The 7,768-nt window shown below is 61.8% G+C and carries 8 protein-coding genes and 1 pseudogene; all 9 read left to right on the forward strand.

Going from position 1 to position 7,768, the window contains the following annotated elements; genetic code table 11:
• Positions 1 to 328, forward strand: a pseudogene (fusA, locus tag Q0J81_RS09585) (elongation factor G); the annotation flags it as partial.
• A 385-nt stretch (positions 329 to 713) separates the two neighbouring features.
• Complete coding sequence (gene rsmA / locus Q0J81_RS09590; protein WP_294447460.1) at positions 714 to 1,526, forward strand: 16S rRNA (adenine(1518)-N(6)/adenine(1519)-N(6))-dimethyltransferase RsmA; 813 nt, start codon at positions 714 to 716, stop codon at positions 1,524 to 1,526.
• Positions 1,527 to 1,631: 105 nt separating this feature from the next.
• Positions 1,632 to 1,904 carry an HU family DNA-binding protein gene (locus Q0J81_RS09595; protein WP_294447462.1) on the forward strand — a complete coding sequence of 91 codons (273 nt, stop codon included), beginning with the start codon at positions 1,632 to 1,634 and terminating at the stop codon, positions 1,902 to 1,904.
• 60 nt (positions 1,905 to 1,964) lie between these two features.
• Positions 1,965 to 2,147 carry a hypothetical protein gene (locus Q0J81_RS09600; RefSeq protein WP_294447463.1) on the forward strand — a complete coding sequence of 61 codons (183 nt, stop codon included), beginning with the start codon at positions 1,965 to 1,967 and terminating at the stop codon, positions 2,145 to 2,147.
• Between the two features lie 534 nt (positions 2,148 to 2,681).
• Entirely contained in the window at positions 2,682 to 2,885 is a 204-nt protein-coding gene (gene rpsU, locus Q0J81_RS09605; protein WP_077074093.1) for a 30S ribosomal protein S21, read from the forward strand.
• Between the two features lie 199 nt (positions 2,886 to 3,084).
• Positions 3,085 to 3,537: a GatB/YqeY domain-containing protein gene (locus Q0J81_RS09610; protein WP_294447465.1), complete on the forward strand. Its 453-nt coding sequence runs from the start codon at positions 3,085 to 3,087 to the stop codon at positions 3,535 to 3,537.
• A gap of 4 nt (positions 3,538 to 3,541) precedes the next feature.
• Complete coding sequence (locus Q0J81_RS09615; protein ID WP_294447467.1) at positions 3,542 to 5,875, forward strand: Smr/MutS family protein; 2,334 nt, start codon at positions 3,542 to 3,544, stop codon at positions 5,873 to 5,875.
• Positions 5,876 to 5,890: 15 nt separating this feature from the next.
• Complete coding sequence (dnaG, locus tag Q0J81_RS09620) at positions 5,891 to 7,609, forward strand: DNA primase (RefSeq protein WP_294447469.1); 1,719 nt, start codon at positions 5,891 to 5,893, stop codon at positions 7,607 to 7,609.
• The coding region (locus Q0J81_RS09625) for an RNA polymerase sigma factor region1.1 domain-containing protein (RefSeq protein ID WP_294447470.1) at positions 7,599 to 7,768 on the forward strand (170 nt) is incomplete at its 3' end. The genes dnaG and Q0J81_RS09625, both read left to right, overlap by 11 nt.

A 7,768-nucleotide genomic window follows, 5' to 3' on the forward strand; every position in this document is an offset into this window, starting at 1 on the left:
CATACGCAAGGCCAGCGCCGCGGCCGCAGGCTGCCGCATGGCCGCCTCCACGGCCGTGCGCGACGCCATGGAAAAGGCGCGCCCCACCGTGCTCGAACCCATCATGAGCGTGGAAATCGTGGCTCCCGACGAAGCCCTCGGCGCCTCCATAAGCCTGTTCCAGAACTGCGGCGGCAAGGTGGAGGAGCTCGGCGAGCGAGGCGGCATGCGCTACCTCTCCGGCATGGCTCCCATGCGGAAGCTCTTCGGCTTTTCCACGGCCCTGCGCTCCGCCACCCAGGGCAGGGCGGGCTTCACTCTCCGCTTCCGCCACTACGATTCCATGTAGCGGACTGACGGACACGGCAGGGGGCGGACGTTGCTCCCTGCCGAAGCCGAAGGCGGAATTTCACCGCTTCGCTTCTGCCCGTCTCCGGGGAGGAAGAAAACGCGAAGGTCCACCCCGCGGAGAAAGCGTTCCGCACCGACAAAAGAACGCCCCGTTCCAGACGTTCGGAAGCCCAGGCCCGCACTGAGGGCAAAGCGCCCCGCTTCTTGCCCTGTGCCGTGCCGGAGCACAGGCGCCGACCACGGAAAGCGGCGACGGAGTGCGGATACGGAAAACGCCGTCCGTCTTCTTCGCGCAAGGGCGGGGCTTGACCGTCCGCGCCTGCGCGGCATAGTCTCTGGCGCACCCGGTTCGGGCGACACTGCAAACGTTTCAGGCGGATTACATGAGCGACATCAATCTTTTCACGGCCGCAAGGGCCAAAAAAAGCCTCGGTCAGCACTTTCTGCGCGACGAGCGCGTCGTACAGCGCATCGTCGAGCTCATGCGCGCGGAAGAAGGCGACCAGATCATGGAAATAGGCCCCGGCCCGGGAGCGCTTACCGTGCTGCTGCGTCCGCTGCCGTGGAAGAGGCTGCTTCTGCTGGAAAAAGACGACCACTACGCCGCCGAGCACGCGGCGCGTCCGCTGCCCGGCCTTGAGGTGGTGGCGGGCGACGCGCTCGCCTACCCGTGGGAATCGCTCGAAGGGCCGTGGAAAATTGCGGGCAACCTGCCCTACAACGTGGCCTCACCGCTCATCTGGGACATCGTGAGCCGCACGCCGAATCTTGCCCGCGCCGTGTTCATGATACAGAAGGAAGTGGGCGACAGACTCACGGCAAAACCCGGCACGAAGGACTACGGCGCGCTCAGCGTGTGGGTGCAGAGCTTCGTTGCCGCACGGAAGGGCTTCGTCATCGGGCCCGCCGCCTTTTCTCCGCCGCCCAAGGTGGATTCCGCCGTGGTGGTGTTCGAGCCGCTGCCGGAAGAAAGAAAGCCGCAGCACCCCGAACACCTCTCCCGCCTCGTCAAAATATGCTTTCAGCAGCGGCGCAAGCAGCTTCAGGGCATACTGCGCCGCGCCCTGCCGGACAGCTTCTCGCCGGAGAAGCTCGTCTCCCTCGGCATCGACCCCGCCCAGCGCCCCGAAACGCTTGCCGTGGAACAGTTTCAAAGGCTCGCCGAAGCGCTTTTTTCAGGAAAAAATCATGGTTGAATGCCTTGTCTCTCTTGACGATGGGCAGGAAACGTGTACCAAAGAGAAAACCGCATCCCTCATTTTCTTCAATCACCTCTGCCGCAGGCAGAAAGGAGCACATTCATGACCAAGGCCGAACTCATCGCCAAGATAGCCGAACATGCCTCCATCAGCAAAAGCAGCGCCGAGCAGTCCCTGAACGCCCTGCTCGAGGCCATTCAGGAAGCCCTTGCTTCCGACGGCAAGCTCTCCCTCCCGGGCTTCGGCTCGCTTGTGGTGGAAGAACGCAAGGAGCGCAAGGGCCACAATCCCCGCACCGGCGAAACCATCACCATTCCCGCCGGCAAGGTCGTGAAATTCAGGGCTGGCATTAATCTCAAAAAGCAGATACAGTAGTCGGACGGTCCATATCCCGGCCGTCGGGATACACGGCCGCCAGCCGTTCAAGGAGTCTTCATGCTTATTCATGGTGAAAACGGACATGGCCCCTTCCCCTGGGATCTGCCCCTGTGGCAGCCCGACTACGCCATTTTCTTCGGCGTGCTCTATTCGGTGATCCTCATTCTCGCCATCGGCATCACGCTGGCCTTTGCCCGCGCCATCAGAGATGCCAGAAACGGCGAGCACAAGGGCCACTGATACGCGCCGCCGCGCTGCCGCCCATCCTTTTTTGCGGGAGAAACGGGCGTTCCTTCCCGCCGGATGCCTTTCTTCCGTGCCCGCCGGTTCCGTTCCGAGGCACGGAGCGGAGTTCTGCGCCGCATGGTCGCGGAAACCGCGTGAAGGCGAGCGCGTCTTTCGGGGCGCGTTCGCAGCCCGTCCCCCGCGTTTCCATGGTTGCGGAGCCGCGTTGCCGCGTCCTCTGTAAGGTTCTGCAACGTCTCCGGCCGGGGAAAATCGTGGCAAAAAAGGATGCCGTGCCAGTCGCAGCGCTGATTTTTTACTTTTTTTTGCAGTTTTCCCCGGAGTGAGGCACCCCGGGGACTTGCTTTTTGTGGAAAACTGTTTTAGTTTCTCTCTCTCCCTGCGTAAAAAGGCCCGGCGCGTCGGTTCTGCCGAAGCCGGTCTTTCAAGGTACAGGGGACACATTTCCGTTTTTCCTTTCGGTTCACACTCCCTGAGAACTGGCGGATCGGACGGAACAAGAGATTCGCTGAAAAGGGGGTGATTTCCGTGCCCGGAGTTTTTCTCAACGAAGACGATTACAATTTCGACATTGCCCTGCGCCGTTTCAAGAAGCAGGTGGAAAAGGCCGGCGTTCTTTCCGAAATGAAGAAGCGTCAGCACTATGAAAAGCCCAGCGTCATGCGCAAGAAGAAGAAGGCCGCTGCCCGCAAGCGCCTCATGAAGAAGATGCGCAAGGTGAACATGGGTTAATCTTCGACGACAACGGTTCGCATGGGTTCTGAACCGTGTGCAAACCGGTTATGGAGCCGGAAATTGGACCTTTTACCAGGCTGATTTCCGGCTCTTTTGCCATTTTGTGACGCGCCCGGAAAAACACCCGGCCAAGCCCGCGTCACCCCCTTTTTTCACGCGAAAGGCCCGCCCTTAGCGACGGAAGAAGAAGTCTGCTATGAGTATCGCTGAACAGATAGACAAGGACTACATCCAGGCCTACAAGGCCAAGGATCAGGTTAAGCTCGGCACGCTGCGCCTTCTGAAGACCGCGGCCAAGAACCGTCAGGTGGAGCTCATGCGTCCTCTTGAGGACAACGACTACATGGACGTGCTTCTGCGCGAGGTCAAGCAGCGTCAGGACTCCATCGAGCAGTACAACGCCGCAGGTCGCCCCGATCTGGCCAAAAAGGAAGCCGCCGAAGCCGCCGTGCTTCAGGGCTATCTGCCCGCTCAGCTTTCTGAGGAAGAGCTTGCCGAAGTAGTGGAAAAGACCGTGGCTCCCCTGCTTGACGGCGGCATGAAGAACATGGGCCGCGCCATCAGCGCCATCATGGCCGAATACAAGGGCCGCGTGGACGGCAAGGCCGTGAGCGCCGCGGTGAAGGCCCGGCTCCAGCAGGCCCGCTGATCGTATGGACGAAAGGACTCTTCACGCTCTCGAATTTCCCCGCGTCCTTGAACGGCTTTCCGACTTCTGCCTTTCCGAGGCGGGCAAGGAAGCCGCTCTCGCGCTGCGCCCCATGGACGACGAGGAGGCCGTTCGCCGCAGCCAGCATATGCATGACGAAACCCGTTCCTGGCTGGCCGAAGGCGACTTTTCCCCCGTATCCTTCCCCGACATTTCCGGACTTCTTGCCCACGTGCGCGGTCACGCCGATCCCATGCTCGACATGGACGGCCTGTGGGCGCTCAAGGAAACGCTCGGTCTCGCCCGCCGCGCCGCCGAAAGCATTCATGCCGGCGCCGCAAGGCGTCCGCTGCTCGACGCTCTCGCCTGCTCGCTCCCCCTGCCGGAACTCACGCTTTCGGCTCTCTTCCGCTGCGTGAGCGACGACGGCTATCTTAAGGATGAAAGCTCTCCCGGCCTTCTGCTCGTGAGAAGCGAGCTTCGCGGCATTCATCAGAACTGCCTGCGCCGCGTCAAGGAGTTCGCCGAAAAGTACAACATCGGCCGCTACCTGCAGGACGACTACATGACGCTCTCGTCCGACCGCTACGTGCTGCCGCTCAAGGCCAACTTCAAGGGTCGCATTCAGGGCATCATTCACGACTATTCCAACACGGGCGAAACGCTCTATTTCGAGCCCATGTTCCTGGTGGATCAGAACAACCGCCTTCAGGAGCTCAAGCAGCAGGAGCGCGAGGAAGAACGCAAGGTCATGCGCATGATCGTGGACCTCATTCTTCAGGAAATGCCGCAGGTGGAAGCCGCGTGGACGCTCCTTGTCAGCATCGACCTCGGTCAGGCGAAATGCGCCCTCGGCGCCGCCCTATCCGGTCGCTGCGTGCCGCTTGAGGAAGGCGCGCTTCTGAACCTGCCCGGAGCGCGTCATCCGCTGCTCGTGCTTGAGGCCGCCCGCCACGCCGCGGACAAAAACTACAACGGCCCGCGCCGCATCGAGCACACCGACCTTGTGCTGCGCGAAGGCGACCGCGTGCTCGTCATAAGCGGCGGCAACGCCGGCGGCAAGACCGTGGCGCTGAAGACCCTCGGCCTCATCACGCTCATGACGCTGGCCGGACTTCCCGTGCCCGTGGAAAGCGGCTCCACCCTGCCCTTCTGGAACCGGGTGTACGCCTTCATCGGCGACGAGCAGAGTCTCGACGACCACGTGTCCACCTTCACCGGACAGATTCACCATCTCGCCTCCATCTGGGACGGCCTTGACCACCGCTCCCTCGTGCTGCTCGACGAGTTCGGCTCCGGCACCGATCCTTCGCAGGGCGCGGCGCTGGCTCAGGCCGTGCTCGACGGCCTGCTGGAAAAAGGCTCTCATACCGTGACGGCCACGCACTTTCCCGCGCTCAAGAGCTACGCGCTCACCCACGAAGGCGTGCGCGCGGCCTCCGTGCTGTTCGATCCGGCCACCAAAAAGCCGCTCTTCCATCTGGCCTACGATCAGGTGGGCGCAAGCCAGGCCCTCGACGTGGCCCGCGAACACGGTCTGCCCGAGTCCGTGCTGAAAAGAGCCGAGCATTACCTGCTCATGGACGGCGACGACGCAAACGCCGTCATGGACAGGCTCAACGAGCTGGCCCGTCAGCGCGAAGAGGAACTTGCCCGCATGAAGGACGAGGAACGCCGCCTGCGCGACAAGCGCGAATCGTTGCAGCAGAAGCTCGAAAAGGAGCGTCAGCGCCTTGACGAGGAAGTGCGCAGAATGTCGCAGGAACTCATGCGCGATTACAGAAGCGGCAAGGCCACGGCCAAGCAGACGCAGAAGGAAATGTCGCGCCTTCGCGCCGAGCTCGCCCGTTCCGCGCGGGACATGGAGGAGGAAAAGCCCTCGGCCGATCCTTCCGCCTTCACCGTGGGCGGCGAAGTGACGCACCGCCTGTGGAACAGAAAGGCCGTGCTGCGCGAAATGGACGAGAAGAACGGCAAGGGCAAGATTGATCTGAACGGCGTGACCATGTGGGCCCCGCTCTCCGACCTTCAGCCCTCTTCCGGTGCGTCTTCCGCGCCGAAGGGAACCGTGACCGCCAGGGTTTCTCGACCTGTTTCCTTTCTGCGTCTTGACTTGAGAGGGAAACGTGCTGATTTAGCTTTAGCGGAGCTCGAACAGTTTCTTGACCGCTCCCTGCTTTCCGGCGTGGAAGGCGTGGAAATCGTTCACGGCCGCGGCACCGGCGCGCTGCGCAGGGCCGTCCATGAACTTCTGCGCACCTTCCCGGGCGTGGCCTCCTATCACACCGCTTCCGAAGATCAGGGCGGCGACGGCATGACGCAGGTTCTGTTCCGCTAGGCTGGACAAATCATCATGAAAAACAACGATGTGATACAGGCGATAAAGTCGCGCATCAGTCTTGCCGACATGGCGAGGCGTTACGTGGAGCTGCGTCCCGCAGGCTCCCGTCTCGTCGCGCCCTGCCCGTTCCATCAGGAAACCAAGCCTTCGTTCTCCATCAACGAGGAGCAGGGAACCTTCTACTGCTTCGGCTGTCAGGCTTCCGGCGACATCTTCGACTTCTACGGACGCATGAACGGCCTCGACTTTAAAGAAACCCTCGCCGCGCTCGCCGAAGAGGCGGGCGTACGGCTCGAGTCCTATCGCGCCGACCCCAGGGCAAAGGAACAGCGTTCCCAGAAGCGCGACATGCAGAAGATGCACGAGCTTGCGGCCTCGCATTTTCACAGCAATCTCTCCTCGCAGAGCGCCGCCGTGTGCCGCGACTACATGGGCGAACGCGGCATTTCCCCGGAACTCGTGGAAAAGTTCGGCCTCGGCTGGAGCATGGATTCGTGGCAGGACCTCGGCGACACGCTGCGCCGCGCGGGCTTTTCCCTGAACACGGCCGTGGAATGCGGCCTTCAGTCCAAAAGTCAGAGCGGACGCACCTTCGACCGCTTCCGCAACCGGCTCATGTTCCCCATCCGCAACCTGTCAGGTCAGGCCATCGCCTTCGGCGGACGCATCATTCCGTCGCTTGCGAAGGAAGACGACGCCAAGTACATCAACAGCAGCGATTCGCCCATCTACAAGAAGGGCGAACACCTGTTCGGCCTGTTTCAGGCCCGGCCCTCCATTGCGGTAAAAAAGAGCATCATTCTTACCGAGGGGTACATGGACGTCATCACCCTGCACCAGTACGGCTACACGCAGGCCGTAGGCGTGCTCGGCACGGCGCTCACCCCGGAACAGATAAAGAGGCTTTCCGGCTTCAGCTCCCATCTCGAGCTCATGTTCGACGGCGACAACGCAGGCCGCAAGGCTGCCTTCCGCTCCTGCGAAATGCTGCTCACCCGCGGGCTTTCGTGCCGGGTCATTCTTTTTCCGGACGACAACGACATCGACAGCATGCTGCATTCCTTCGGCGTCGACGCCGTGGAGGACCTGCGCGCCCACGCGCAGGACGGTCTTGCCTTCTGCCTTTCCGTGCTGCGCGGCATGGCTCCGCGCGAGGCCGTGGAATGGGCAAGGCATTTTCTCTCTCAGGTGGACCTGCCGGAACTTTTTCACCGTTTTGCGGCGGAACTTGCCGCAGGACTCGGCCTTTCCGAAGCCGACCTTCGGGGAGGCGTTCTGGAGCGGCGTCATGCCTCCGCTCCCCGCGTTGCGGCCAGACGCGACGCCACGCCCCACGCCATAAGCCGGGACAAGGAAATCATGACCTTTGCGGTGCGCTTTCCGCACCGTCTGCCGGAACTTCAGGCTGCGGGCGCCGATCTTGCCCTTTCCGCGCCGTGGGCGCTCAAGCTCTGGGACAAGATTGCCGCCTTCTGCTCCGATCAGGCCTTTGACACGCTGGAGCCGAAGGAAAAGAATTTCTGGATACGCTGCCGGGGCGAGGAAGCCCCTCCCCTCGACAACGAGGAAGGGGAGCTTGCCGCCATACGGCAGATGCTCGTGAACTTGCAGAAGACATCACACATGGCTTCCGTCGTGGCGGCCCTTCGCCAGGGAACGGCCAGCCAGGAAACACAACGGGAATACATGCGCGCGCTTCTTGAAGCGCGAGGGAGGCGTAGTGACCAATAATCTTAAAGAAATCCAGCAGGTCAAGGCTCTTATCGCCAAGGGCAAGTCTGCCGGCTACCTCACGTTCGAGGAAGTCAGCAAGTCTGTCCCCGCGGAGATGAGCACGCCCGAGAATTTTGAAGAGATCATAGCGATGTTCGATCAGATGGACATCGCCAT

It is taken from the genome of uncultured Mailhella sp. (assembly GCF_944324575.1).
Lineage (GTDB): Bacteria > Desulfobacterota > Desulfovibrionia > Desulfovibrionales > Desulfovibrionaceae > Mailhella.